This is a genomic window from Actinomadura sp. WMMB 499 (genome assembly GCF_008824145.1).
Classification (GTDB): Bacteria; Actinomycetota; Actinomycetes; order Streptosporangiales; family Streptosporangiaceae; genus Spirillospora.
This window is the reverse complement of the sequence record NZ_CP044407.1, coordinates 813,269-835,423: the sequence shown is the minus strand read 5'-3', so window position 1 is coordinate 835,423 and position 22,155 is coordinate 813,269. Positions and strand designations below refer to the sequence as shown.

23 protein-coding genes and 2 pseudogenes are annotated in these 22,155 nt (G+C 73.9%); 9 read left to right on the top strand and 16 right to left on the bottom strand.

What is annotated here, in order from left to right; genetic code table 11:
- Position 1 precedes the first annotated feature (1 nt).
- A complete protein-coding gene (locus F7P10_RS03730; protein WP_151008085.1) occupies positions 2-838 on the top strand; it encodes an STAS domain-containing protein in 837 nt (278 codons plus the stop codon).
- Between the two features lie 174 nt (positions 839-1,012).
- Here F7P10_RS03730 and F7P10_RS03725 read toward each other — a convergent pair.
- The 7 genes and pseudogenes from F7P10_RS03725 to F7P10_RS03695 form a co-directional block, all read right to left on the bottom strand.
- A pseudogene (locus F7P10_RS03725) lies at positions 1,013-2,991 on the bottom strand (alpha-1,4-glucan--maltose-1-phosphate maltosyltransferase); the annotation flags it as partial.
- Between the two features lie 135 nt (positions 2,992-3,126).
- Positions 3,127-3,873, bottom strand: a complete 747-nt coding sequence (locus F7P10_RS03720; protein ID WP_151008084.1) for a copper homeostasis protein CutC — start codon at positions 3,871-3,873, stop codon at positions 3,127-3,129.
- Between the two features lie 199 nt (positions 3,874-4,072).
- Positions 4,073-4,816 (bottom strand): annotated as a pseudogene (locus F7P10_RS03715) (asparaginase); the annotation flags it as partial.
- Between the two features lie 8 nt (positions 4,817-4,824).
- Entirely contained in the window at positions 4,825-5,688 is an 864-nt protein-coding gene (locus F7P10_RS03710) for an amino acid ABC transporter permease (protein ID WP_151008083.1), read from the bottom strand.
- Positions 5,685-6,329, bottom strand: a complete 645-nt coding sequence (locus F7P10_RS03705) for an amino acid ABC transporter permease (protein ID WP_151008082.1) — start codon at positions 6,327-6,329, stop codon at positions 5,685-5,687. The genes F7P10_RS03710 and F7P10_RS03705 overlap by 4 nt, the downstream gene beginning before the upstream one ends.
- 39 nt (positions 6,330-6,368) lie before the next feature.
- Positions 6,369-7,298 carry a glutamate ABC transporter substrate-binding protein gene (locus F7P10_RS03700; protein WP_151008081.1) on the bottom strand — a complete coding sequence of 310 codons (930 nt, stop codon included), beginning with the start codon at positions 7,296-7,298 and terminating at the stop codon, positions 6,369-6,371.
- 46 nt (positions 7,299-7,344) lie between these two features.
- Positions 7,345-8,073 carry an amino acid ABC transporter ATP-binding protein gene (locus tag F7P10_RS03695; protein WP_151008080.1) on the bottom strand — a complete coding sequence of 243 codons (729 nt, stop codon included), beginning with the start codon at positions 8,071-8,073 and terminating at the stop codon, positions 7,345-7,347.
- A gap of 116 nt (positions 8,074-8,189) precedes the next feature.
- On the opposite strand from F7P10_RS03695, the gene F7P10_RS03690 reads away from it, so the two are divergent.
- Entirely contained in the window at positions 8,190-9,347 is a 1,158-nt protein-coding gene (locus tag F7P10_RS03690; protein WP_218040366.1) for an ROK family transcriptional regulator, read from the top strand.
- Here the strand turns inward: F7P10_RS03690 and F7P10_RS03685 are convergent.
- A complete protein-coding gene (locus F7P10_RS03685; protein ID WP_176611285.1) occupies positions 9,344-9,679 on the bottom strand; it encodes an STAS domain-containing protein in 336 nt (111 codons plus the stop codon). The two genes, F7P10_RS03690 and F7P10_RS03685, sit on opposite strands and share 4 nt — an antisense overlap.
- 281 nt (positions 9,680-9,960) lie before the next feature.
- Here F7P10_RS03685 and F7P10_RS03680 point away from each other — a divergent pair, with 281 nt between their 5' ends.
- Positions 9,961-10,230 (top strand): sulfurtransferase TusA family protein, encoded by a 270-nt coding sequence (locus tag F7P10_RS03680; RefSeq protein ID WP_151008078.1) that lies wholly within the window; start codon positions 9,961-9,963, stop codon positions 10,228-10,230.
- 41 nt (positions 10,231-10,271) lie between these two features.
- Here F7P10_RS03680 and F7P10_RS03675 read toward each other — a convergent pair whose 3' ends face one another.
- Entirely contained in the window at positions 10,272-10,589 is a 318-nt protein-coding gene (locus F7P10_RS03675; protein ID WP_151008077.1) for a ferrous iron transport protein A, read from the bottom strand.
- A gap of 77 nt (positions 10,590-10,666) precedes the next feature.
- Here F7P10_RS03675 and F7P10_RS03670 point away from each other — a divergent pair, with 77 nt between their 5' ends.
- Complete coding sequence (locus F7P10_RS03670) at positions 10,667-11,626, top strand: DNA polymerase domain-containing protein (RefSeq protein WP_151008076.1); 960 nt, start codon at positions 10,667-10,669, stop codon at positions 11,624-11,626.
- A gap of 15 nt (positions 11,627-11,641) precedes the next feature.
- Here F7P10_RS03670 and F7P10_RS03665 read toward each other — a convergent pair whose 3' ends face one another.
- A complete protein-coding gene (locus tag F7P10_RS03665) occupies positions 11,642-12,760 on the bottom strand; it encodes a hypothetical protein (RefSeq protein ID WP_151008075.1) in 1,119 nt (372 codons plus the stop codon).
- A gap of 53 nt (positions 12,761-12,813) precedes the next feature.
- A complete protein-coding gene (locus F7P10_RS41980; protein ID WP_176611284.1) occupies positions 12,814-13,833 on the bottom strand; it encodes a hypothetical protein in 1,020 nt (339 codons plus the stop codon).
- 217 nt (positions 13,834-14,050) lie between these two features.
- Here F7P10_RS41980 and F7P10_RS03655 point away from each other — a divergent pair, with 217 nt between their 5' ends.
- The 3 genes from F7P10_RS03655 (at position 14,051) to F7P10_RS03645 (ending at position 15,502) form a co-directional block, all read left to right on the top strand.
- A complete protein-coding gene (locus F7P10_RS03655) occupies positions 14,051-14,419 on the top strand; it encodes a hypothetical protein (protein WP_151008074.1) in 369 nt (122 codons plus the stop codon).
- 93 nt (positions 14,420-14,512) lie between these two features.
- Positions 14,513-14,893, top strand: a complete 381-nt coding sequence (locus tag F7P10_RS03650) for a roadblock/LC7 domain-containing protein (RefSeq protein WP_151008073.1) — start codon at positions 14,513-14,515, stop codon at positions 14,891-14,893.
- A gap of 123 nt (positions 14,894-15,016) precedes the next feature.
- Positions 15,017-15,502: a VOC family protein gene (locus F7P10_RS03645; protein WP_151008072.1), complete on the top strand. Its 486-nt coding sequence runs from the start codon at positions 15,017-15,019 to the stop codon at positions 15,500-15,502.
- A 140-nt stretch (positions 15,503-15,642) separates the two neighbouring features.
- Here the strand turns inward: F7P10_RS03645 and F7P10_RS03640 are convergent, their stop codons facing one another.
- The 4 genes from F7P10_RS03640 to F7P10_RS03625 all read right to left on the bottom strand — a co-directional run bounded on the left by F7P10_RS03640 (position 15,643) and on the right by F7P10_RS03625 (position 19,337).
- Positions 15,643-16,476 carry an undecaprenyl-diphosphate phosphatase gene (locus F7P10_RS03640; protein WP_151008071.1) on the bottom strand — a complete coding sequence of 278 codons (834 nt, stop codon included), beginning with the start codon at positions 16,474-16,476 and terminating at the stop codon, positions 15,643-15,645.
- Positions 16,477-16,786: 310 nt separating this feature from the next.
- Positions 16,787-17,317 carry an isoprenylcysteine carboxyl methyltransferase family protein gene (locus tag F7P10_RS03635; RefSeq protein WP_151008070.1) on the bottom strand — a complete coding sequence of 177 codons (531 nt, stop codon included), beginning with the start codon at positions 17,315-17,317 and terminating at the stop codon, positions 16,787-16,789.
- Between the two features lie 5 nt (positions 17,318-17,322).
- Complete coding sequence (locus tag F7P10_RS03630) at positions 17,323-18,384, bottom strand: type III polyketide synthase (protein WP_151008069.1); 1,062 nt, start codon at positions 18,382-18,384, stop codon at positions 17,323-17,325.
- A 188-nt stretch (positions 18,385-18,572) separates the two neighbouring features.
- A complete protein-coding gene (locus F7P10_RS03625) occupies positions 18,573-19,337 on the bottom strand; it encodes a glucose 1-dehydrogenase (protein ID WP_218040365.1) in 765 nt (254 codons plus the stop codon).
- A 44-nt stretch (positions 19,338-19,381) separates the two neighbouring features.
- Here F7P10_RS03625 and F7P10_RS03620 point away from each other — a divergent pair, with 44 nt between their 5' ends.
- The gene (locus F7P10_RS03620) at positions 19,382-19,978 is read left to right on the top strand and encodes a PadR family transcriptional regulator (RefSeq protein ID WP_151008067.1); all 597 of its coding nucleotides are present in this window, start codon (positions 19,382-19,384) and stop codon (positions 19,976-19,978) included.
- A gap of 26 nt (positions 19,979-20,004) precedes the next feature.
- Here F7P10_RS03620 and F7P10_RS03615 read toward each other — a convergent pair whose 3' ends face one another.
- A complete protein-coding gene (locus F7P10_RS03615; RefSeq protein ID WP_151008066.1) occupies positions 20,005-21,546 on the bottom strand; it encodes a FadD3 family acyl-CoA ligase in 1,542 nt (513 codons plus the stop codon).
- A gap of 116 nt (positions 21,547-21,662) precedes the next feature.
- On the opposite strand from F7P10_RS03615, the gene F7P10_RS03610 reads away from it, so the two are divergent.
- Positions 21,663-22,154, top strand: coding sequence for a flavin reductase family protein (locus tag F7P10_RS03610; RefSeq protein ID WP_151008065.1), 492 nt, complete (start codon positions 21,663-21,665; stop codon positions 22,152-22,154).
- Position 22,155 lies beyond the last annotated feature (1 nt).

Here is a 22,155-nt window from a genome sequence, read left to right as displayed (position 1 = left end):
CATGAAGGACACGATGGTGCCGGGCCTGCGCATCAAGACCCGGCGAGGCTTCACCGTGCTGAACATGCCCGCGCAGATCAGCTGGCAGAACTATGCGGGGATCCGCGAGGGCGTGAGCAGGGCCCTGACCCTGGCCGCGCGGGCCCCGGCCACCGGATCCGAGACCGGCGCGGGTGCCGCGGGCGTGGTCATCGACTTCGGGGACGCCGTGCTGCTCGACGCCGCCGGGCTGGTCCTGCTGGCCCGTGCCGAGACCCGGGCGCGGCTGCTCGGCTGCCGGCTCCGGGCCGTGGTCCCGGACGCGTCCGCACCCGTGCGGCGCGCGCTCGACGCCACCGGACTCGGACGGCTCGTCCCGGTGTTCCCCGACGTCGCGGCGGCCACCGCCGGGCGGCCGCCCGCCCGCCGCCGCACCGGACCGGCCGACACCGCGGACGTCCTGGACGCCATCCGCGCGCTGCATCCGGGGGACGCGGCGCTGACGCCGGCGCCGTCCGTCCCGTCCGAGCTGACGATCACCACGACCGCGGCGGCGGACGGCGACCACACGGTCGTCCACCTGTCCGGGGTGCTCGACCAGCTGACCGTCCCGCGGCTCGGGGAGACCCTGACCTCGCTGGTCGAGGGCAGCCTGCGGCACCTCGCGCTGCGGATGAGCGCCCGGCTCGGGCTGCGCTGCGATCCGCTGCCGATCCTGCTGGGCATCCGCTGGCGGGTCGCCGCCGAGGGCGGCTGCCTGTCGCTGCTCGAGCAGCCCGCCAAGCTCCGCGAGATCATCGACCGCGAGGGTCTGGGCTCGGTGTTCACCGCCTGCCGCACCGTGGAACCGGCGGCGTAGCGGGCACGGAGGACGAAAGCACGGACGGAGGCGCGGACGGCACGCGCACCGCGGGCCGGTGGAAGCTCAGCTTCCATCGGCCCGCCGCGCTGTGCGCGACGAGCGCGCGCTCGCCGTCCCGTTCGCGCTTGTCGTGTCCGCACCGAGCACGCCGCCCCGGCTGCCGTCCCGCCGGATCGTCAGGACGTGTGCGGGTCGGGTGCGGGGGTCGAGGTGGACGTAGTTGGTTTGTGTCCAGGTGTAGGGGGTGCCGTCGAGTTCGTCGACGACGGTGAAGGTGTGGTGGGGGTGGTCGGGCAGGCCGAGTGCGGGCAGGTCGAGGTGGACGGTGGCTTCGCGGGGGTGGTGGGGGTTGAGGTTGATGATGGTCAGGACGGTGTCGTCGAGGTGGTGTTTGGAGAAGGCGAGCAGTTCGGGTTGGTCGACGTGGTGGAAGTGCAGGTTGCGCAGGTGGTGCAGGGCGGGGTGGGTGTGGCGCAGGGTGTTGAGGCGGGTGATGAGGGGGGCGATGGTGGTGCCGGTGGCGGCGGCGGTGTCCCAGTCGCGGGGGCGGTACTGGTATTTCTCGGAGTCGCGGTATTCCTCGCTGCCGGGTCGGACGGGGGTGTTCTCGCATAGTTCGTAGCCGCTGTAGATGCCCCAGGTGGGGGACAGGAGGGCGGCGAGGATGGCGCGGATTTCGAAGGCGGGGCGTCCGCCGTGCTGGAGGTATTGGTTGAGGATGTCGGGGGTGTTGGTGAAGCAGTTGGGGCGCATGTGGGCGGCGGCGGGTCCGGACAGTTCGGTGAAGTAGGTGCGGAGTTCGTCGGCGGAGTTGCGCCAGGTGAAGTAGGTGTAGGACTGGTGGAAGCCGATTTTGGCGAGGGTGTGCATCATGGCGGGGCGGGTGAAGGCTTCGGCGAGGAAGAGGACGTCGGGGTGGGTGGTGGCGGTGTCGGCCAGGAGGCGTTCCCAGAAGGGGACGGGTTTGGTGTGGGGGTTGTCGACGCGGAAGATGGTGACGCCGTGGTCGATCCAGTGGCGGATGATGCGGGTGGTTTCGGTGTAGAGGCCGTCGGGGTCGTTGTCGAAGTTGAGGGGGTAGATGTCCTGGTATTTCTTGGGTGGGTTCTCTGCGTGGGCGATGGTGCCGTCGGCGCGGGTGGTGAACCATTGGGGGTTTTGGGTGACCCAGGGGTGGTCGGGGGAGCATTGCAGGGCGAGGTCGAGGGCGATTTCGAGGCCGTGGTGGTGGGCGTGGGCGACGAAGGCGTCGAAGTCGTCGAGGGTGCCCAGGTCGGGGTGGATGGTGTCGTGGCCGCCGTGGGGTGAGCCGATGGCCCAGGGGGAGCCGGGGTCGTGGGGGGCGGCGTCCAGGGTGTTGTTGGGGCCTTTGCGGGCGGTGGTGCCGATGGGGTGGACGGGGGGAGGTAGACCACGTCGAAGCCCATGTCGGCGATGGCGGGGAGGCGTTTCATCGCGGTGCGCAGGGTGCCGGAGGTGGGTGGGCGGCGTCCCATGGGGTCGTGGGCGGCGCCTTCGGAGCGGGGGAAGAACTCGTACCAGGCGCCGTAGAGGGCTCGTTCGCGGTGCACGATCAGGGGGTACCAGTCGCCGGCGGTGACCAGGTCGCGCAGCGGATGCCGCTCCAGGATCTCGTGGACGTTCGGGTTCCCCGCGGCCTCCAGGCGGTCGACGGGCTCGACGTCGTCGTCCGACATCAGCTTCGCCAGGCGCGTCAGCGTCCGCCGGTCCTTGGCCGGGATGTCCCGCGCGGCCCGCTCGAACAACCGGACGCCCTCGGCGAGCATCAGCTCGACGTCCTGGCCGCGCGGGATCTTGATCTGGGCGTCGTGCCACCAGTGCGCGATGGGGTCGCCCCAGGCCTCCACCCGGAATGACCACGGGCCCCGCTCGGTCGGTGTCACCCGCGCCGCCCAGCGGTCGGTGCCCGGCGCGACCTCCCGCATCCGCACCGGCGGGCACTCCTCGCCGTCCGGCGTCCGCAGCACCACCGCCGCGCCGAGCATCTCGTGTCCCTCGCGGAACACCGTCGCCGACACCTCGAAGGTCTCGCCCACGACCGCCTTGGCCGGCCACCGGCCGCACCCCACCACCGGCTCCACGTCCGTGATCGGGACGCGGCCCAGCTCGGCCTCCAGCTTCACCTGCATGATTGCCCGCTCCCGGTGCCGACGGCGATGGTCCTAGGCATCCATGCCCCGTCCGCAAGTCCCGGCGTCATCAACTCATCAAGATCATGACAAGGGATCGGCCAAGCCGCGGCAATCGGGCGGAGCGGGCGCGGGTCAGCCGCCCGCGGCGCGCATGACGGCGCCGATCCCGGCGCCGGTCGTGACGAGCCGCCGGTACTCCGGCTGCCGCAGCTCGCCGCCCATGAACGGGTACGGGTTGCGGTGCACGGCCGGGCTCGGCTCCTCCGACAGCGCGGCGAAGTGGACCTCGCGGGCGCCGGTCGCCGCGACGACGCGGGCCGCGTTGCGGTCGGTGATCCCGCCGCCCGGCATGACGACGATCCGGTCGCCCGCGCGCCGCACCAGCTCGGCGATCAGCGGCGCGCCCTCGAGCGCGCTGACGTCCTGGCCGGACGTCAGCACCCGGTCGACGCCCAGCTCGACGAGCGTGTCCAGCGTGGCGAACGGGTCGGCGGTCATGTCGAACGCCCGGTGGAACGTCACCGGCAGGCCGCCCGCCGCGGCGATGAGCCGCTCGGTGACCGGCCGGTCGACCGCGCCGTCCGGGGTCAGCGCCCCGATCACGACGCCGTGCGCCCCGGCCTCCCGGACGAGCGCCACGTCGTGTTCCATCGCCGCGATCTCGTGCTCGTCGAAGATGAAATCGCCGCCGCGCGGCCGGACGATGACGTGCACCCGGATGGACGAGACCGCGGCGAGCGCGGCGCGGACCGTCCCGAGGGTCGGGGTCAGCCCGCCCTCGAACAGGGCCGCGCACAGCTCCACGCGGTCGGCGCCCGCCTTCTCGGCGGCCACCGCGCCCGCGACGCCGTCGATGCAGATCTCGTAGGTGATGCTCACTGACTTCCTTCCGGAACGGTGCGGATCTCCCCGACCCGGCGGCCTCCGCCGAGGATCGGGACGGTGCCCAGCTCGGCGGCCGGGGCGATGTCGGCGCCGAGCGCGGCGAGCGCGCCCAGCGCGATGGCGGTGGTGGCGCGGGGCTGCCGTCGATGACCTTCACCGCGACGGCGTGGCCGCGCGCGGTGGCGGCGACGAGCACGCCCTCGGCGCCTCCCTTGGCGACCGAGCCGGGCAGGGCGCGCATCAGCTCGGTGTTGACGTGCCCGGTCCCGCCGACGTACTCGGGGTGGGCGCGCATGGCGTCGGCGACCGCGCGGCCGGGCCCGTCCTGCGCCAGGACGAGCGCCCGCACGGCCCGCGCGAGGCCGCTGAGCGTGAGGCCGAACAGCGGCGCGCCGCAGCCGTCCACCGCCACCGGGGACGGCTCCTCGCCGGAGCAGTCGGCCATCGCCTGCCGGACGAGCCGCTGCAGCGGGTGCCCGGGGTCGAGGTAGGTCTCGGTGGGCCAGCCGTTCGCGGCGCACGCGGCGAGCATCGCGGCGTGCTTGCCCGAGCAGTTCATCCGCTCGCGCGACTCGCGCTCCCCGGCGCGGATCAGCCCCTCCTTCGTCGGTTCGTCCTCCGGCCACGACGGCGGGCACCGCAGGGCGCCGGCGTCCAACCCGGCGTCGCCGAGGACCGCCTCGACGGCCTTGAGGTGGAAGTCCTCCCCGGTGTGGCTGCCCGCGGCGATCGCGAGCCGCTCGCCGGACAGCGGCGCCCCGGCCGCCAGGCACGCGGCGGCCTGGAACGGCTTGGTCGTCGAGCGCGGCAGGACGGTCTCCTCCGGGTTGCCGCGGATGTGGGCCAGGGAGCCGTCCGGGGCGAGCCCGGCGACGCTGCCGTAGTGGAGGCTCTCGGGGAAGCCGTTGCGCACGACCTCCGCCAGCACTTCGTACATCGGTCTCCTCAGCTCGCCTTCGCGACGGGCGCGGCGGGCACGGCGTCGCGGACGGCGCGGGACGGCCGCGTCCGCTGCCGCGCCTCGAGCGTTCGCGCGATCTTCGACAGCGTCGCGTTCACCACCAGGTAGATCAGCGCGACGATCAGGTAGGTCTGGATGAGCAGGTGGTTGTAGTTCGCCAGCACCTTGCCGCTGTAGAGCAGCTCGGCGTAGCTGACGACGTACCCGAGCGAGGTGTCCTTGAGCAGCCCCGCCGACTGGCTGACCAGGGACGGCAGCACCCTGCGAGCCGCCTGCGGCAGGACGATCAGCCGCATCGCCCGGCCGCGGGTCAGCCCGACCGCGAGGCCCGCCTCCAGCTGGCCGCGCTCCACCGACCGGATGCCCGCCCGGAAGATCTCCGCGAACGCCGCCGCGTTCGACACCGCGAGCGGCACGACGAGCTTCCAGAACAGCGGCAGGTTCAGCCCGTAGCGGGGCAGCGCGAACAGCACCACGTACACGAGCAGCAGCGCCGGGATCGTCCGGACGATCTCGACGTAGGCGGTCGCGGGCCACCGCAGCCAGCGGGACGGCGAGGTGCGGCCGAGCGCGAGCACGATGCCGCCCGCCATCGCGAGGGCGATGGCGACGGCCGCCGCCTTCGCGGTGGACAGCAGCCCGTCGAGGAGGTACCGCCACATCGGCCAGGTGCCGAACGGCTCCCAGCGCTCGGCGGCCAGCTGCCCGTTGTCGGCGAACTGCCGCAGCGCCAGCAGGACGAGCGCCGCCCCGGCCAGCAGCGACACGGCGGTGGTGATCCGGATGCGGCGCCGGGCGCGCGGCCCCGGATCGTCGAACAGCAGGCGCGAGGTGGGGGAGGAGCTCATCGCAGGATCGCCAGCTTCCGCTCGAGCGTCCCGGTGACCAGCCCGAACACGGCCGACAGCGCCATGTAGAGCAGGCCCGCGGTGACGAAGATGTAGATCGGCCGGGCCTCGGCGAGGTTGACCCGGTTGGCGGCGGCGGTCAGCTCGACCACGCCGACCGCCGCCGCCATCGCCGTGTTCATCAGCGTCATGATCGCGATGGTGCCGAGCGGCTGGATCGCCGTCCGCAGCGCCTGCGGCAGCACGACCAGCCGCAGCGACTGGACGAACGTCAGCCCCAGCGCGCGTGCGGCCTCGCCCTGACCGGCGGGCACCGCGTTGATGCCCGACCGGATCGCCTCGGCCATGTACGCCCCCTGGTAGAGGGCGATCACCACGACCGCGCTGGTGAACAGCCCCGCCATGACGCCGATCTCGGGCAGCCCGAACACCGCGATCACGAGCCACACCAGCAGCGGGATGTTCTGCAGCGTCTCGACGTAGGCCATCCCGGCGGCGCGCAGCACGCGCACCGGGCTGACCCGCATCGCGGCCACGACGATCCCGGCGGCGAGCGCGCCGGCGAGCGCCAGCAGCGTCAGCTCGACGGTCAGCAGCAGCCCGTCGCCGAACTCCGCGAGGTGATCGGTGATGACGTTCACGGCAGGGGCCTCTTCACTGGGGTGTCGGGACGGCGGGGGTCAGGAGCCGGGCGCGGAGCCGATCGCGGGCGGCTCGGGCGCCTCGCCCTCGACGACCGTCCCGATCGAGTTCTTCCAGACCTTCGCCCACAGTCCCGACTCCTGGATCTGGCGGAGCCAGTCGTTGACGAACTGCTTGAACTGCTCGTCGCCGTGCTTGAGGCCGATCCCGTACGGGTCGGTGGTGAACGGCTCGCCCTGGATCTTGATCGAGGTGTCCTGCTTCGCGGTGGCCAGCAGGACGGCCTGGTCCTGGACGTAGGCGACGCCGCGCCCCTGCTTGAGCGCCTGCACGCACTCGGGGTCGCTGCCGAACGTGACGATCTTCGCGTCCGGGGCGGCCTTCTCGATCGCCGGGATCGCGGGGGTGTTGGCGCCCGCGATGACCGTCTTGCCGTTCAGGTCGGCCGGGGTCTTGATGCCCGTCTCGTCCGCCTTGGTGGCGACGACGAGGCCGGAGCTGTAGTACGGGCCCGCGAACGCGACCTTCTCCGCCCGCTCGGGCGTGATGCTGTAGGTCTGCAGCACGACGTCCGCGGTGCCGTTGGAGATCAGCGCCTCGCGGGTCTCGGAGGCCGCGTTGACGATCTTCACCTTCGGCTCGCCGATGATGTACTTCGCGAGCAGCCGGCCGAAGTCGGCGTCCAGGCCCTCCAGCTCGCCGCTGACCGGGTTCTGCTGGGACAGCAGCGGCGCGTCGAGCGAGCCGCCGACCAGCAGCTCACCGCGCTCCTTGATCTTCGCCATCGTGGAGCCGGCCGGGATGTTCGCGGCGACGGGCGCCGCGGACAGCAGGTCGTCGGCCTTGCCGCCGCCGGAGCCGGGGACGGCCGGGTCGGAGGAGTCGCCGCAGGCCGCGAGGCTCGTCAGCGTCAGCGCGGCGACCGCGGCCACCGCCGCCCGCCGCATCCCCGCAGGGAAACGCACCATGATCTGAAACCTTTCTCGGGTGGCGCGGAGCGCCGGAATGGTGTCGCTAGTGGCTGAGGACCTTGGCCAGGAAGTCCCGGGCCCGGTCGCTGGCGGGGGAGTCGAAGAACGCGGCCGGCTCGCCGGACTCGACGATCTCGCCGTCCGCCATGAACACGACGCGGTCGGCGACCTTGCGGGCGAACCCCATCTCGTGGGTGACGACCACCATGGTCATGCCGTCGCGGGCGAGGCCGGTCATGACGTCCAGGACCTCGCCGACCATCTCGGGGTCCAGCGCGGAGGTCGGCTCGTCGAACAGCATCGCCTTCGGCCGCATCGCGAGCGCGCGGGCGATCGCGGCGCGCTGCTGCTGCCCGCCGGACAGCTGCGCGGGGAGCTTGCCGGCCTGGTCGCCGATCCCGACCCGGTCGAGCAGTTCGCGCGCGGTCCGCTCGGCCTCCTCGCGGGAGGCGCCGCGGACCTTGGTCGGCCCGAGCGTCAGGTTCTGCAGGACGGTCTTGTGCTGGAACAGGTTGAACGACTGGAACACCATGCCGACGTCCGCGCGCAGCCGGGCCAGCGCGCGTCCCTCGGCGGGCAGCTCGCGGCCGTCGATCCGCACGCTGCCGCCGTCCGGGGTCTCCAGCCGGTTCAGGCAGCGGCAGAGCGTCGACTTGCCGGACCCGGACGGCCCGATCACCACGACCACCTCGCCCTCGGCCACGTCCAGGTCAACATCCCGCAGCGCGGTGTGGTCGCCGAAGCGCTTGTGCAGGCCGCGAACCTCGATCATTCGGTCACCTACGATCCAACTTCCTTCGATATCGAAGCCAAACAGGAAGATAGAACGTCAAATCGACGTAAGTCAACGCATTGCCGTACCAAGTTCGCGCATGCTATCTATCTGGGGTGCGCAACAGCAGAGACGACGGACCGGCGGCCCTCCTGCGGCTGGTGGCCACCGGTCAGGCGGAGTCGCGGGCCGAGCTCGCCCGGCTCTCCGGCCTCGCCGCCTCCAGCGTCTCGCTGCGGGTCGAGCAACTCCTCGACGCCGGTCTGTTCACCGAGGAGGGCGCCGGAGCCTCGCGCGGGGGCCGGCGGCCCCGGCGCCTCCGGCTCGCCCGCGGCGCGGGAGTGTTCCTGATCGCCGACCTCGGCGCGCACCACGCCCGCCTGGCCGTCGCCGACCTGGCCGGCACCCCGCTCGCCCTCGGCGACCTGTCCTGCGACATCGCGGTCGGTCCCGAGCGGACGCTGACCGAGGTCATCGACGCGCTGCGCGCCCTCGCCCGCGCGCACGATCTCGGCGACGTGCCCGTCCGCGGCGTCGGCATCGGGCTGCCCGGCCCCGTCGACCCCGCCACCGGCCAGGTCGTCTCACCGTCGCGGATGCCCGGCTGGAACGACTTCCCGGTCCGCGAGTTCGCGTCCGCCCGCGCGGGCGTCCCCGCCCTGGTCGAGAACGACGCCAACCTCATGGCCGTGGGGGAGCACCGCCACTCCCGGCCCGCCTGCGACAACCTCATGGTGATCAAGCTGGGCAGCGGCATCGGCTGCGGCGTCATCGTCGACGGGCGGCTGCACCGGGGGCGCGGCGCGGCCGGCGACATCAGCCACGTGCGGATCCTGTCCGAGGCCACCGTCGACTGCTCCTGCGGTCACCCCGACTGCCTGGAGGCGCACGCCAGCGGCGCCGCCCTCGCCGCCGCGCTTGCCGCACAGGGCATCGAAGTCGACCACCCCGCCCGGATCGTCGACCTCGTCGCCGACGGCGTGCCGCAGGCGACGAGCGCCGTCCGCACCGCGGGCCGCCTCATCGGCGACGTCCTCACCGCGCTGGTGAACTTCTTCAACCCGGACGCACTGATCATCGGCGGAGGCCTGTCCAACGCCGAACCCCTCGTCGCGACGATCCGCGGCGTCATCTACGAGCGCTGCCTGCCGCTCGCCACCCGCAACCTGGAGATCGACACCTCCGCCGCGGGCCGCGACGCGAGCATCCTCGGCGCCGGGCACCTGCTCCTCGACGCGTCCGGCGACTGGATCGACCGCGCCCTCGAACGCTAGCGGTACGGGACGAGCGCCTCCCGCGCCGTCGCGACGTCCGGGGCGATCGCGACGCGGCGCTGCAGCCCCGCGACCTCGCTGATCCGCCGGACGATCCCCCGCGCGGGCAGCACGACCCACATCGGCACGCCGCGCTCGGTGGCCCGCATCTGGGAGCGGGTGATCACGTTCAGCCCGCTCGAGTCGCAGAACGCGCAGTGGCTCAGGTCGACGATGAGCGCCGGGACACCGGAGTCGAGCAGCGCGACGGCCTGTTCGTAGATCGCCTCGCCGTTGCCGAGGTCCACCTCCGCCGGGAACGTCAGCGTCCCGCAGTCCTCGGTGCTCTCCACGCGCGCAACTCCAGGTTCCATGCCTCGCCCCAACGTCCGTGACCTCGACCGAATGACAGCGGGGGTGCGTCACCTGCGACTGTAAGCCGCGTAACTGGACGAAACCTGAAAGAGGAGGTCAAGTCTGCGTCGGCGATGCACCATGATCACGAGGATCCCGTTAAGAAGAAGCTTGTTGCGCTATGTGAGAATCGGACCGGAAGCGTGGATCACCGGTCTCGCCCGGTGTGATCGCGTTCATGGCGTCCTGCTAGCCTCGCGCGGACCGAGACGGGAGGGACATGAGCGAACCGGTGGTCATCGACGGCGGCGACCGCGCCTGCGTGCGCCTGCTCCTCGAGCTGCGCGGCCGCCTCGCGGACCTGCCGGCCGGCACGATCGTCCACCTGATCGCCACCGACCCGGCCGCCCCCATCGACATCCCCGCCTGGTGCCACCTGACCGGTCACGCCTACCTGGGGCCGCTCGACGCCCCCGCCCCCACCTACGCCCTCCGCGTCGCCGAAGACGCCCGCCCCACCGCCCCCGAGTCCCCCTGGCGGGCCGGGTAGCGACCCTCCGGCGGGCGCCGCGCGCGACCGCCGCGTCCCCGTCAGGCCGGCGGGCCGCCCGCCGCGCAGCGGTCCTCCGGGACCAGGTACCGGTCCCAGATCTGGGCCTTGCGGTACGGCCCGTCGCCCTCCGCGTCGTACTGGGGCTCGTCGAACACGACCCAGTACGCCCGCTCTCCGGGCCGCGCCCCCGGATGCCGGACGGCCTCGGGCGGCGCCAGGGAGTCGATCGTCCCCGAGAACTCGCACCGCCACGGCCCGTCCCATCCAGGGTCCCGGACGACCCGCACCCTGCGTCCCACGGGAAGCGCCCCGGCGGGCCACGGCGCCGGGCGGCCGGGCTTTCGCTCGCTCGACATGCGTGCATCATCCCGCACGGGCGGGAGCCCGCGGCCTCGGCCGTGCGGGCGGCGCGGCGGCGTGCGAAGCTGGACGGGTGAGCGCGGAGGAAGAACGCGACGGGGTTCGGCTGACGAACCTCGACCAGCCGCTGTTCCCGGGCGCCGAGGCGACCAAGCGCGACCTGGTCGACTACCTCGACGCGGTCGCCGACCGGCTCGTCCCGCAGTTCGCGGGCCGTCCCCTCTCGGTGATCCGCGTGCTGCGCGGCCAGAAGCCGTTCATGCAGAAGAACCTGCCGAAGTACACCCCCGACTGGGTACCGCGCGTGAAGCTGTGGGCGGAGTCGTCCCGGCGCGAGGTCTCGTACGCGGTGTGCGACGACCGGCGGACGCTGCTGTGGTTCGCCAACCAGCGCGCGGTGGAGTACCACCCGCCGCTGATGCGGGTGGACGCGCCCGATCGGCCCACGCACCTGGTGCTCGACATCGACCCGCCGGAGGGCGGCGGGTTCGCCGCCGCCGCGCGGGCCGCGCACCTCGTGCGCCGGGCGATGGCCGACTCGGGTCTGCGGGGCGCGGTCAAGACCAGCGGCGCCAAGGGCGTCCACGTGTTCGCGCCGCTCGACGGGAGCGCGCGGGTCGAGGACGTGGCCGCCGCGACGCGGGCGCTCGCCGCGCGCGCCGAGCGCCTCGACCCCGCACTGGCCACGACCGCGTTCATCCGCGAGGACCGCGGCGGACGCGTGTTCCTCGACTCGACCCGCGCCGGGACGGCCACGGTCGCCGCCGCCTACAGCCCCCGCATCAGGCCCGGCACGCCGGTCTCGTTCCCCGTCCCCTGGGACGGCCTGGAGGACGTCGACCCGTCGCGGTTCACCGTCCGGACGGCGCCCGGGCTGCTGGGCGCCGGCGACCCGTGGGCCGCGTCGCTGCCCGCCCCGCTGCCACTGCCCGCCGACCTGGTCGAGGAGGGGCACACGATCCCCGTCGCCCGTGTCCAGGCGATGCATGAGGGCAAGCGCCGCGCCCGCGCCCGCCGCGCCGGGGGCGATTGACGCCCGGACGGGACGTCAGGGCAGCCGGCGGCGGATCTTGCGGGCGCCGCGGCGGAGCGAGGACCCCCCTCGCAGGTGCAGTTCGGCGAACGCGAGGGCGGCCTCGGCGCCCGCGGCGGCGGCCTCCTCGGGCGTCGGCGCGGACGCGCCGTCGCGGCCGGGGTCGTAGGCGAGGTCGCCGAGGTCGCCGATGACGGCGGCGCCCGTACCGGGCAGCGCGGCGACGTCCTCGCGGCTCCACCCGGCGACCCGCTCGCGCCACTCGGGCGGGACGACGACCTTGGCGCCGCGCCGTTCGCGGGTCTGGAACCGCTCGGTGGCCAGCTGCCGGACCCGGTCCGCGCTGCGGCGGGACCACGATCCTTCCCGCATGGCGTCGTTCAGGCCCGCGATGACCAGGGTCTCGGGCGCGGTCAGGCCGCCGTGCGCCCGGGCCCCCTCGCTCTGGACGGTCGGGATCTCCGCGAGACCGGGGACGCCGGCGGCCTCGGCGAACCGCCGCCAGAGCAGCTCCGGCGGACGGCCGGGCGAGGTGACCACCGTGACCCGGGACGCCCCGGCGTCCGTCCAGCGCCGGGCGAGGCCGCTCAGCGTGAACGCCCGCCAGATGTGCGCGTCGAGCTCGTTCTCGACGTGGTCCGGGCCCTTGTCGCGGTGCGCGGCGAGGCCGGTGAGGTAGCCGCCGAAGGTGGTGCTGCGGCCGTTGCGGATGTGCTGCTGCCACAGCGAGGGGAGGGCGCGGCCCAGGCTGCGGGCCGTGACGACGATCTCGGTGTCGGCCACGCCGAGCGACTCCAGCAGGCGCCGGGCGGCCGGGCCGCGGACGACCGACATGGCCTCGGCCGACAGCAGCACCGTCCCGGGCGACTCCCGCACCTGCTCCCGGACGGATTCCCACGCGGGGGCCTCCTCGGCCGCGCGGCGCTCCGACACCCACGGGTACTCGGTGCCCAGGAGCCCGTAGCTCGACCACTCGTGGTTGGCGACGGTCCGGCGCCCGCGGTCCCAGTCCGCGGGGACGGGGTACCGGACGCCCGCGTCCGCGAGCGCCTCGGCGTTGTGCTGGAGCATGTGCTGCAGGAAGGTCGTGCCCGACTTCTGCAGGCCGATGTGCAGGATCAGTTTGGACGCCAAGGAGGGGCTCCCTCGTGGAGACTGCGACGGTCATCATCGCATCCGGCGGGCGGTCACCGGCGCCCGGCGTCCTCCCGGAGGAGATCGCCGAGCTGCGCGGACGCCGCCGGCTCGAGCACGTCGTAGCGTTCCCGGTACAGAGCGGTCGAAAGTGGGGCGGGCCAGTCGGCCGGCAGGTGCGCGGCGGGCAGGCCGGGGCGGCCCCGTGCCGCCTCGTACGGTCGCGCGACGCTAGCGCTCCGGGGAGCGGCGCCGCCGCCGCGGCAGCTCCCCGGGCGCGCCGAACGAGCCGTGCGGCCCGGCGGGCACGTCGGGCGGGGCGGGACGCGGCGCGGGCGGCGGGGAGCGGGCGGCGGGGGAGCGGGCCCGTCCGCCTGGCCCTCCTCGACGAGCCCGTCCTCGTACAGCGTCGCCAGGTCGGTGAGGACGGAGAACAGCCCGCGTCCCAGCACGAACGCGATGTCGCGCGGGGTGCGGCGCCCGTTCGCGCGGTCGAGGACGGCCCGGCGGTCCGGGCCGACGGAGGCGTCCCGCGCGGCCGGCGTGGCGCGCGGGCGGCTGCGCGGCGACAGCGGCGCGGTGAGCGGCAGCGGGCTCCAGGCGTCCAGCGCGGCCATCCGCCGCTCCACCTCCCGCGCCACCCGGTCGGCGGGCAGGCCGGGATCGGCGGGCAGCGGCACCGGCGGCTCGTCCGCGCCGCTCCCGGCCGGGACGGCCGTGCAGGTGCGGACGCCGCCGAGCGCCATCGCGAACACCGCGTCCACGATCGCGGTCCGGGTGACGACCTGCAGGCCCGCGGCGCCGAGAAGGCCGCGCCGGACGAGCTCGTCCGCGAGGCGCCCGCCCGGCGCGCCCGCCGCGTACGCGGCGGTCCAGTCGGCCTCGGAGATGCGGCCGGAGCGCAGCAGCAGCGGTTCCGGGCCGGGCGCCGCCGGGGTGGAGGCCGCCACGACGAGCCCGCCGCGCAGCGCGACCGCACCGCCGGGCGAACCCTCCACGCGCAGCGTCCCGGTGAACTCCCGCCGTCCGCGCCGCTCCAGCGCGGAAGGCAGGATCCCTGCGCCTCTGGTCATCGTCCCTCAACTCCGGAAGCCCGCGCGCGGGCGAAGATTACCTACGGCGGCGGGTCGCCGATGTCGGAAACAACCCGCGCCCGAGTGTGCGGACAATCCGGTCTCCCGGATGATCTCCAAGATAGATTGCTGACCGAAATAGGCGATATGCCGCAAGCGGGGGACGTTCGTGTCGTCCGCTCGCGCGCGCCGTGCCCCGGGACGACGGAAGGGCCTCATGGACATCGAGACCGCGCTGAAGGAGGCCATGGCGATCGACGGCGCCGTCGGCGCCGCGCTCGTCGACTACGACAGCGGGATGACGCTCGGCTCGTCCGGCGGGGGCGACGGCCTGGACCTGGAGATCGCCGCGGCGGGCAACACCGAGGTCGTCCGCGCCAAGGTGCGCACCCTGGAGTCCCTCGGCATCCACGACACGGTCGAGGACGTGCTCATCACCCTGCACCGGCAGTACCACCTGATCCGGCTGCTGGAGCGCGGCGGCCCCGCCCGCCTGTTCCTCTACCTGGCGCTGGACCGCGAGCGGGCCAACCTGGCACTCGCGCGGCACCACCTGCGGCGCATCGAGGGCGAGCTCGGCATCTGAGCCGGACGGAACGGGGACCGGCGCGGGCGCGGCGGCCGGTGCCGGACGCGGCCGCCGGGAACGCGGCCGCCGGGGAACGAGAGGGGGACGGTCATGCGGGAAACGGTGCTCGCCGAGTTGCGGGGGCTGCGCGACGAGGTGGCGGGGGCGACCGACGCGGCGGTCGCGTCGTCGGACGGGATGCTCATCGCCGCCGACACCGGCGAGGTCCGGCCGGAGGTGCTGGCGGCGATGGCCGCCGCCGCGCTCGGCCTCGGCCGCAGCACGAGCGAGGAGGTGGGGCTGGGGGCGCTGCGCGAGGTGGTGACCCGCTGCCGGGACGGACACATCGTCGTCTACGCGATCGGCGAGAGGGCGCTCCTGGTCGTTCTCGGCGACGAGGGACTGGACGTCGCGAACCTGCACCTGCGGTCCCGTCCGGCGGTGGAACGGCTCGCGGAGATCGTCCGTCGGGACGGCGTCACCACCGGCTGAAGCGTTCCTCGGGCACGCGCCGAGGAGCCCTGCGGGCTCCTCGGAATTCCGCGCGGCGGACGCGATGAATTCCCGTTGCGGGGCAGGTCCCCATGGGGAAGACGCCGCAACGAGGAGGTAGCGATGGTCGCCAAGGGATTCACCACGTGCCTGTGGTTCGACGGGCAGGCCGAGGAAGCCGCGAACCACTACGTTTCGATCTTCAAGGATTCCCGGATCGGGCAGATCATGTACGCCCCGGAGGGCACCCCGGACGCGACGCCGGGCCAGGTGCTGACGGTCGAGTTCGAGGCCAACGGGCAGAAGTTCGTCGCGCTGAACGGCGGTCCGCTGTTCACGTTCAACGAGTCCGTCTCCTTCGAGATCCGCTGCGCGGACCAGGAGGAGGTCGACCACTACTGGAACCGGCTGCTCGAGGGCGGCGGCGAGGAGAGCCAGTGCGGCTGGCTCAAGGACCGGTTCGGGGTGTCCTGGCAGGTCGTCCCGCAGGAGCTGATCGACATGTTCCTCGACCCGGACACCGCGAAGACCGCCCGCGTGAACGCGGCGATGATGCCGATGCGGAAGCTGGACCTGGCCGCGCTGCGGAGGGCCTTCGAGGGCGCGTGACCGGCGCGCCGCCGGGTGACCGTCGGGCGACGGGCGCGGCCCCGGCCGTCCGGACGGACGGCCCCGGATCTCGTGGGGACCGGGGCCGTCCGCATGCCCCCGCCGGGACGCCGGCCCCTCCGGCCGGCGTCCCGGCGTTCCTAGTCGAAGACCCCGGCGCTCAGCAGGCCGAACAGCAGCAGGCCGATCAGCACCCGGTAGACCACGAACGACGTGAACGAGTGGCTGGCCACGAACTTGAGCAGCCAGGCGATCGAGGCGTACGCGACGATGAACGACACGACCGTCCCGGCCAGCAGCGGCATCGCGCTGGTGCCGGTGCCGAGCGCGCCCGGGAGCTGGTAGAGGCCCGCGCCGGTGAGCGCGGGGATTCCCATGAAGAACGACAGCCGGGTCGCGGCGACCCGGTCGAGGCCGAGCAGCAGCCCGGTGGAGATCGACGCGCCGGACCGGGAGAACCCGGCGAACAGCATGGCGAGGATCTGCGACGAGCCGATCAGCATCGCGTCCTTGAAGTCGGTGTCGTCCTCGCCGCGCTTCTGCCGGCCGTAGCGGTCGGCGAGCCACATCACGACGCTGCCGCCGATCAGCGAGCCGGCGACCACCCACAGCGAGGCGAGCGGTCCCTCGATCAGCGACTCGGCGCCCAGCCCGACGGCCACGACCGGGACGGTCGCGAAGATGATCCACCACCCGAACTTGTAGTCGTGGTGGTACCGCTCGGACGGTTTGACGATGCCCGTTCCCCAGGCCTTCACGATGCGGAGGATGTCCTTGAAGAAGTAGACCAGGACGGCGGCGATCGCCCCGACCTGGATCACCGCGGTGAAACCCACGACGGACGGGTCGTCCACCGGGATGCCCATCAGCCCCTCGGTGATCTTGAGGTGGCCGGTGGAGGACACCGGCAGGAATTCGGTCAGGCCCTCCACGATGCCGAGGACGATGGCCTGGCCTACGCTGATCGCGCTCACGTGACTCGTCTATCCCTCTCATGCCCGGTTACGCGCGGTGAGCCTATCGCCGCCCGACGGGCGAAACCCGCATATCGGCCACGCGTTATCCCAGCGGCCACCCGCTGTTCACCTGCTGGACTACGGCTCATTACGCCTCGCTCGATCGACGGTCAAGCATAAATGCCCGGGAAGTGACGGCCGCACCTCCGTCGCGCTCGCGTGTCGCTCCGCTCGCTCCCCTCGCGGCCCCGTTTCCGCGCGCTCCCCGCGGAATGGGGCACGTTGCGGCGACTTATTCAACCACGGGGTTTTCGCGGAAATTTGCACATTAATCGGCAATGCCGAGGGCGGCGTTCTCCACCCGGATCCTGGTGCGCAGCACCCCCAGGTTCACGACGGTGAACAGCGTCGCCGTCAGCCATGCGGTGTGGACGAGCGGCAGCGCGATCCCCTCGGCGACCACCGCCGCGTAGTTGGGGTGCGGCATCACCCGGTACGGGCCGCGGGCGACCAGCGGCAGCCCCGGCACGATCACCACCCGGGTGTTCCACCGGCGGCCCAGCGTGCCGATGCACCACCAGCGCAGCCCCTGGGCGAGGGCGGCGACCGCCAGCATCGGCCAGCCCAGCGCCGGGACGAACGGGCGGCCGAGCAGCCACACCTCGAGCAGCGCCCCGCCCAGCAGGGCGGTCTGCACCGCCACGATCGCGGGGTAGTGCCCCCGTCCGTGCTCGACGGCGCCGAGGCCGCGCGCCCACGCCAGGTTCCGCCGCGCGACGGCCAGCTCGGCCGCCCGTTCCACGGCGACGAGGCCGACGAGCAGCGTGAACCAGGCGGCGGAGGCGGTCGCGGGGGCCACGGGCGTCACCAGCGCAGCAGGACGAGCTCGGCGGAGAAGCCGGGCCCGAGCGCCATCAGGACGCCCGGGACGCCGGCGGCGGGCCGGCGCTCGGCGATCGTCCGCTCGAGCACGTTCAGGACCGACACCGACGACAGGTTCCCCGCGTGCCGCAGCGACGCCCACGTCAGGTCCAGCTCCCCGTCGTCCAGCCCGAGGACCTCGCCGATCTTCTCGATCACCTTCGGGCCGCCCGGATGGCACACCCACGACGGCACCGCCGCGCGGGACAGGCCGTGGTCGCGCAGGAACGCGTCCACGTCCCCGGCGAGCTCCTTCTCCACGAGGTCGACGAGGTCGGCGGCCAGCACGATCCGGAAGCCGTGCGCGCCGACCTCCCAGCCCATCAGCCGTCCCGTGTCCGGGTACAAGCGGCTGCGGGACGCCACGACCCACGGGCCCGCGGCGCCGTCGGCGGGCCGCCCGCCCGCCCGGTCGTCGCCGAGCGCGACGGCCGCCGCGGCGCCGTCCCCGAACAGCCCGCTGCCCACGAGATTCGGGGCCGTGACGTCGCTGCGCTGGACGGTCAGCGAGCACAGCTCCACGCACACCAGCAGGGCCGCGCCCTCCGGACGGCCGCGCAGATGGTCGTTCACCCGGGCCAGGCCGGACGCCCCGGCGGCGCAGCCGAGCCCGAACACCGGCACCCGGACGACGTCCTCGCGCAGCCCGGTCCGCTGCGCGAGGGACGCGTCCAGCGACGGGGTCGCCAGCCCGGTCGACGAGCAGAACAGCAGGTGGTCGATGTCGGACGGGTCGAGCCGGGCCGCGTCGAGCGCGGCGCGCGCCGCCCGCTCGGCCAGGTCGAGCGCCCGGTCGATGTAGGCGTCGTTGGCGGCCGTGAAGTCGGCGATCCGGTCGTACTCCTCGATCGGCAGCGCCAGATTCCGCCCGCTCACCTGCGTGTTCGTGTGGAACCGCGCGAGGAGCCGCGGGTCGGCGTCCGTGCGGGCGGCCACGGCCGCGGTGATCTCGCGCTGCTCGTAGCGATGCTCCGGCAGCACGGTCCGTACCGCGGCGACCCGCATGGCGCCACCCCCCCGTCTTCCACCTCCCGGATCCCCGGCGAGCCCGCGTCCAAACCCGCCGCCGGACGCCCGTCAGGCGAGGGCGTCGCGAAGCGCTCCGGCCGACAGTTCCCGGGCCTCGCGGGCGCCCGGCAGGACGTGGTCGAGCCCGTAGAACCCGTGGAACACGCCGTCGATCCGGCGGGCCGTCAGCCGGCCGCCGCCTGCGCCATCATGACGACCTCCCCCGCGGTCCAGCCGCCGTCCACGGCCAGCTCGGCGCCGGTCACGTAGCGGGCCGCGTCGGAGATCAGGAACGACACCGCCTCGCCGATCTCCTCCGGCAGGCCCACGCGGCCGAGCGCGGCGAGCGGGAAGCCGCCCTCGCCCTCCGTCGCGTGCTCGGCGGTCATCGGCGTGTACGTCATGCCGGGATGCACCGAGTTCACCCGGATCCGGTGCCCGCCCAGCTCCGTCGCCGCGATCTTGGTGAGCCCGCGCACGCCCCACTTGGACGCCCCGTACGCGCTGGTCAGCGGCAGGGCGGTCAGCCCGGCGGCGGACGAGATGTTCACGATCGACCCGCCGCCCGCGGCCTTCATCGGCTCGATCACGGCCTTCAGCCCGAGGAACACCCCGGTCAGGTTGATCTTGACGACCCGCTCGAAGTGCTCGAGCGTCTCGTGCTCCAGCAGCGCGTTGGACGAGACGCCCGCGTTGTTGACGAGCCCGTCGATCCGCCCGTACTCCTCCAGCGCCGCCGCGGTGACGGCCGCCCAGCCGTCCCGGTCGGTCACGTCGTGCCGGACGAACACGCCGCCGACCTCGGCGGCCGTCTCCGCGCCGGTCTCCTCGAGCACGTCCGTGACGACGATGCGCGCCCCGCCCCGGGCCATCCGCCGCGCCGCCGCCGCGCCCAGCCCGCGGGCGCCGCCCGTCACGATGACCACCCTGTCCTGCAGCTCTTCCGACATCGCCATCTCCTTGATCATGTTGCCTTGGGGCTACGCTGGTGCGCATGGTGAGCCCCCCGTCCCGGTCGCGGGCCGAGCCCGCGACGCTGCCCGCCACCGCGTGGGCCGTGCTCGGCATGCTGTCCTTCGAGGTGGAGCCGACCGGGTACGAGATCCGCAAATGGTCCGAGCACATCCTGCGGTTCTTCTACTGGTCTCCCGCGATGAGCCAGATCTACGCCGAGCTCAAGCGGCTGGAGAAGGCCGGCTACGCGACGTCCCGCCCGGACGTCGCCGCCGACGGCCGGCCCCGCCGCGTCTACGCGATCACCTCGGAGGGGCGGGAGGCGCTCGCCGCGTGGGCGTCCGGCGCGCCCGTCGGCCCGCCCGTCCTCAAGCACGGCCCCGCCCTGCGGGTGTGGCTCGGCCACCTCGCCGGGCCGGAGACGCTGCGGCGGGTCGTGACCGAGCAGCGCGAGCGGGCGGAGCGGCTCGCCGAGGAGGCGGAGCGCTCCCGCCGGGACGCCGTGGCCGGGACGGGCTGGGCGCACGCCGAGCTCGTGGCGCGCTGGGCGGTCCGCTACCACCGGGCCGAACGGGACCTGGCCGACCGGATGCTCGCCGACCTCGACGAGCTCGCCGCCCGCCGCCCGCCCGGGTGAGCGCCCGCCGGTGAGCGCGCCCGGGATCACGCGAGCCGCCGCAGCGCGTCCTTGACGACCTTGCCGCCGGCGTTGCGCGGGAGCGCGTCCACGATGTGGAAGTGCCGGGGGACCTTGAAGTTCGCCAGCCGCTCCCGCAGCCAGTCCCGCAGCTCGTCCGGGCCGGCGTCCGCGCGCAGGACGAGCCAGGCCGCGCCGACCTCGCCGAGCCGGGCGTCCGGGACGCCCAGCACCGCGGCCTCGACGACCGCCGGGTGCGTCACGAGCACGTTCTCGATCTCGGCCGGGTAGGCGTTGAACCCGCCGACGACGAACATGTCCTTGAGCCGCCCGGTGACCGTGAGGTAGCCGCGCCCGTCCAGCCGGCCGAGGTCGCCGGTGCGCAGCCAGCCGTCCGCGCCGAGCGTCCGCGCGGTGGCCTCCGGGTCGTCCAGGTAGCCGCGCATGACGTGCCGGCCGCGCACCTGGATCTCGCCCTGCTCGCCGGCCGGCAGCGGTTCGCCGTCCGGTCCGGCGATCCGGATCCCCGCGCCGGGCAGCGCGGGCCCGCTGGTGCGCGCGACCGTCTCGGCGTCGGCGTCCACCGGGCACACCGACACCACCCCGGCGGCCTCGCTCAGCCCGTAGGCGGTGAAGACGTGCGGGACGCCGAGCTCGCCGCGGATCCGGCGGATCAGGTCGACCGGGACGTCGGCGGCGCCGGTGCCCGCCAGCCGCACCCCGTGCGCGGGACGGTCCGGCAGTTCCAGCAGCGAGGTGAAGACCGTCGGCGGGCCCATCAGCACGGTCACCCGCTCCCGCGCGAGCGTCCGGGCGGCGGCGGCCGGGTCGAACACCGGCTCGGGCAGCATCGTGGCGCCGTTCAGCAGGCACGCCAGGATCCCGGCCTTGTACCCGAACGTGTGGAAGAACGGGTTGATCAGCAGGTACCGGTCGCCCGCCCGGAGCGTCGAGACCTCGCTCCACGCCCGGAACGCCCACAGCGTCGCGTCGTGGGTCGACATCGCGCCCTTGGGCCGCCCGGTGGTGCCGGAGGTGAACACGATGTCGGCGACGTCGTCGGGCCGGACGCCCGCCGCCCGCTCCCGCGCCTCGTCCGCGCCGACCCTCGCGCCCTCGCGCAGGAAGCCGTCCCAGCCGAGTTCCGTCCCGGCGGGGTCTCCCTCCAGCAGGACGGTCCGGCGCAGGTCGGGCAGGTCCTCGCCGGCGAGCATCGCCGGGTAGTCGTTGCCGAGGAAGCCGCGGACGGTGAACAGCGCGCGGGCCCGGCTGCGGCGCAGGACGTCGGCGGCCTCGGCGCCCCGGTACCGGGTGTTCAGCGGCACCAGGACGGCCCCCGCGCTCACCAGCCCGAGCGCCGCGACGATCCACTCGACGCCGTTCGGCGCCCAGATCCCGGCGCGGTCGCCGGGCCGCAGGCCCGTCCCGACGGCCGCGCGCGCCGCCGCCTCCACCTCGTCCCGGAGCCGGGCGAACGACCAGCGGACCGGGCCGGACACGACGGCCTCGCGCTCGCCGTGGACGCGCGCGGCCTGCTCGACCAGCGCGGGGATCGTCTGTGCGGTCATGGGTCCACTCCTTCGGGCCGGGTCGCCGGGTCGGCCGCCTTGACATGGAACCACACCGATGCTTCTAATCGGAATGTTCCTAATAGAAATATGTCGATTCGAGATCTGGAGGCGTCATGACGGTGGCGGAGAGCACCGGGGAGATCGACGGGGAGCGGATGCGGCGGGTGCTCGGCACGTTCTGCACCGGCGTCGTCGCGATCACGGCGCTGGACGGCGGCGAACCGGTCGGCATGGCCTGCCAGTCCTTCGCGTCGCTGTCGCTGGACCCGCCGCTCGTGTGCTTCTGCCCGGCGGAGTCCTCGACGACCTGGCCGCGGATCCGCGCCGCCGGCCGGTTCGCGGTGAACGTGCTGGCCGCCGACCAGGGCGACGTCTGCCGGGCGATGGCCGGCCGGGACAAGTTCGCCGGGGTCTCCTGGCGGCCCGGACCGGGCGGCTCGCCGCTGCTGGACGGCGCTCTCGCCTGGATCGAGGCCGGCATCGAGCGCGAGCTGCCCGGTGGCGACCACACGATCGTCATCGGGCGGGTGCGGCACCTCGCGCCCGTCCGTCCGGGCGGCCCGCTGCTGTTCTTCCGGGGACGGTTCGGCGCCCTCGCGGCCTGAC

Coding starts and splice junctions, on each gene's coding strand:
- F7P10_RS03680 (WP_151008078.1), top strand. CDS start 9,961: ATGAGCGAACCGGTGGTCATCGACGGCGGCGACCGCGCCTGCGTGCGC.
- F7P10_RS41980 (WP_176611284.1), bottom strand. CDS start 13,833: ATGACCAGAGGCGCAGGGATCCTGCCTTCCGCGCTGGAGCGGCGCGGA.
- F7P10_RS03730 (WP_151008085.1), top strand. CDS start 2: ATGAAGGACACGATGGTGCCGGGCCTGCGCATCAAGACCCGGCGAGGC.
- F7P10_RS03710 (WP_151008083.1), bottom strand. CDS start 5,688: ATGAGCTCCTCCCCCACCTCGCGCCTGCTGTTCGACGATCCGGGGCCG.
- F7P10_RS03625 (WP_218040365.1), bottom strand. CDS start 19,337: ATGTCGGAAGAGCTGCAGGACAGGGTGGTCATCGTGACGGGCGGCGCC.
- F7P10_RS03630 (WP_151008069.1), bottom strand. CDS start 18,384: ATGCGGGTCGCCGCGGTACGGACCGTGCTGCCGGAGCATCGCTACGAG.
- F7P10_RS03655 (WP_151008074.1), top strand. CDS start 14,051: ATGGACATCGAGACCGCGCTGAAGGAGGCCATGGCGATCGACGGCGCC.
- F7P10_RS03695 (WP_151008080.1), bottom strand. CDS start 8,073: ATGATCGAGGTTCGCGGCCTGCACAAGCGCTTCGGCGACCACACCGCG.
- F7P10_RS03620 (WP_151008067.1), top strand. CDS start 19,382: ATGGTGAGCCCCCCGTCCCGGTCGCGGGCCGAGCCCGCGACGCTGCCC.
- F7P10_RS03610 (WP_151008065.1), top strand. CDS start 21,663: ATGACGGTGGCGGAGAGCACCGGGGAGATCGACGGGGAGCGGATGCGG.
- F7P10_RS03675 (WP_151008077.1), bottom strand. CDS start 10,589: ATGTCGAGCGAGCGAAAGCCCGGCCGCCCGGCGCCGTGGCCCGCCGGG.
- F7P10_RS03700 (WP_151008081.1), bottom strand. CDS start 7,298: ATGGTGCGTTTCCCTGCGGGGATGCGGCGGGCGGCGGTGGCCGCGGTC.
- F7P10_RS03645 (WP_151008072.1), top strand. CDS start 15,017: ATGGTCGCCAAGGGATTCACCACGTGCCTGTGGTTCGACGGGCAGGCC.
- F7P10_RS03615 (WP_151008066.1), bottom strand. CDS start 21,546: ATGACCGCACAGACGATCCCCGCGCTGGTCGAGCAGGCCGCGCGCGTC.
- F7P10_RS03650 (WP_151008073.1), top strand. CDS start 14,513: ATGCGGGAAACGGTGCTCGCCGAGTTGCGGGGGCTGCGCGACGAGGTG.